Annotated in this window: 1 protein-coding gene; it reads right to left on the bottom strand. The window is 47.7% G+C overall.

The window, feature by feature from the left end; all coding sequences use genetic code 11:
* A partial coding sequence (locus R7R78_RS28395) for an FAD-binding oxidoreductase (protein WP_225474886.1) occupies positions 1-568 on the bottom strand: 568 nt, incomplete at both ends.

Raw genomic sequence — 568 nt, 5'->3', positions numbered from 1 at the left:
GCGCAGTGCAGAGTCAAAGCTGTTGTATTTCACGTTAACTAAGGTACGCGCTTTCGGAATTGGCGTCAGGTTTAGCTTCGCTTCCGTAATAAAGGCCAATGAGCCTTCTGCTCCACACAGCACTCGTGTGATATCGAAACGGTCATCCTCTTCATTTAACGCGTTCTTTAAGTCGTAGCCCGTTAGGAAGCGGTTGAGAGGAGGAAATTTATCCACGATCTGCTGGCGTTTATCTCGACAAACTGATTCCGTCACTTGTAACGCCGTAGCGGCAAACTCGTCTTCTTTTGGATAACCATGAGACAAATCAGACTCCAAAATCGAGCCATCAGCAAACACCGCTTGCAACGACAGTACATGGTCAGACGTTTTCCCGTATTTAAGAGAGCCTTGACCAGAGGCGTCGGTATTTACCATCCCGCCAATCGTTGCGCGGTTGCTGGTCGACAAATCTGGAGAGAAAAAGTAGCCGTAAGGACGAACCGCATCGTTCAACTGATCTTTCACAACACCAGTTTGAACGCGAACCCACCCTTCATCTTCATTCACTTCCAATACTTTGTTCATG

It is taken from the genome of Vibrio sp. 2134-1 (assembly GCF_033339495.1).
Note: the sequence above shows the minus strand (reverse complement) of the source record. Positions and strands in the feature narration are given on the sequence as shown.